Annotated in this window: 1 protein-coding gene; it reads right to left on the bottom strand. The window is 37.4% G+C overall.

The features are described 5' to 3' along the window. Positions 1–777 precede the first annotated feature (777 nt). A complete protein-coding gene (locus JOE21_RS17700) occupies positions 778–1,569 on the bottom strand; it encodes a hypothetical protein (protein ID WP_309868811.1) in 792 nt (263 codons plus the stop codon). Positions 1,570–1,909: the final 340 nt, after the last annotated feature.

Consider the following 1,909-nt stretch of genomic DNA (forward strand, 5'->3'; position numbering starts at 1 on the left):
TGGCAGAAGGGGCTTGATCCGGTCCCATTGTTCTGGCGTTCAATCATGTCGTGTACTCATATTCACATCATAACATCTATTGAAATTATTTTGAAATAGGTTCTATAAGGAACAACAATCCGGACAGGTTAATTCCCTGTCCGGATTTCTTTATTTATACGGTCTATCCCTAGACTATCGCCACATAGTAATATATTCATAGGCAAGAGAGAACGGAAAAGCCTCACCACCGGGCCGAGTTTACGGCAAAAGGGATGAGGCGTATTGCTGGTTATAAGCAATCGCGGCGTACCACGGGTAAACAGAAGAGCCATTCCTGCTCTATTCAATAACACCGTTATTGGATTTTCCGATACTGTGTACCCTAATCCTTACATAACAAATCACTTACAGTAACAGGCCGCCGACAAAAAACATCCAAAGTGTTGTTTTCTTATTTCATTACATACATTACAACATAATAAATAACAATTGTAAGCGGAACATAAAATGCTATCTTCATATATCTTCTTTTAGGGTTGTTCCAATCTTTATATACATCATAAACCCCCATCGCCAATAGGGATAAACCAAAGAGTACATTATAAATTCTCCCTTCCAGAAATATCGCACAAGTTAAAGTGATAACCATGATAACTGATAGTATTCTATTCATGAAGAATCAACCCTTTCAAATATATGCTTTCATTATATCATATTTTATTTATTCGTTTTTATGTCATAATACAACATTCAAAAATACATTGCTCTCTCCCAAGAAGAGAGAGCAATGCTAGATCAAGGGCACTGACTTCTTCCAGAATACGATACAATATTCTTCCTAATCGCTTTTTGTCTCTTACTATCCTTGTATAAACTTGAAACGTACTTGAAGCAAGGGTTCAACTTAGAGCGACCTGTTTGTTCGTAGGTTTTAATTGTGAAATAAATTCTACTTAAATTATCCGCTAGGATAGCACTCGCAATCCCGACGACAATTTTAGCAGAGGCAGGAATTTTTGTTATTGAACTAACAATAACTGCAATAGCATACACTGTGTATTTGTGAATCTTAGTACTTCCATGTCTGGTTCCCCTATGCTTCCATCCCTTCTTTGCCAAAGTCCCGATACTTGTCCCTACCTCTAGGGCTTCTTCCTCGCCAGTTATGGTAGTCTCCCCATCATAATCTACATCAATAGTCAATGTGTCTACCTGGCCAGTTTGCTCAGATGTTATGGTAATGACCTTAGTCTCGCCCTCATAATTTACATTTATAGTTAATGAATCTACCTGGTTAAACTCACCAGTATTCGCATCCTTCTTAAAAATATGGCTTGTTGCTCTTGTCTGGTCTTCACTAATGTATTCGACATTTTTGTATTTCCCGTCACTCTTCTTGTAGGTATACTCCAATTTGCTTTCAGATTGAGTTATAAAGTTTATATCAGATAGCCCCTCATTAACATTTATCTGCAAGCTTCCCTGATGACCTTCTTCCAAACCATTCTGTGCACTTGCACCAGTAGGACTCAAGACAACTGCTGTCAAAAGAGCGAATGAAGTAAGACAAGCGATCAACTTTTTCATAACAACAAATCATACTCCCTTACTTGAATTTTTCATAGCCAGGGGATTGTTAGGTGGAACCCTTCATGCTAAATCCTCTTTATTTGTTTTTCAGGCACAAAGTATATACTAGCATACATTAAAAATATATGTAAATGGTTTTTTGTATGTTTTAAAACTATTTCATATTAGAATAATTCCATATGCGAAAACAGAGTTGTCCCCATCGATATATTAGTCTTGGACTAGCCCTAAACTAGAACCTATTTCAAAATAATTAGATAGATGTTATGGTGAGGGTATGGGTACACGACATGATTGAACGCCAGAACAATGGGACCGGATAAAACCCCTTCTGCCG

This window comes from Desmospora profundinema (assembly GCF_031454155.1).
GTDB lineage: Bacteria > Bacillota > Bacilli > Thermoactinomycetales > DSM-45169 > Desmospora > Desmospora profundinema.

Bases quoted from the DNA above. Each gene is read 5' to 3' on its own strand.
- JOE21_RS17700 (WP_309868811.1), bottom strand. From the start codon at position 1,569: ATGAAAAAGTTGATCGCTTGTCTTACTTCATTCGCTCTTTTGACAGCA.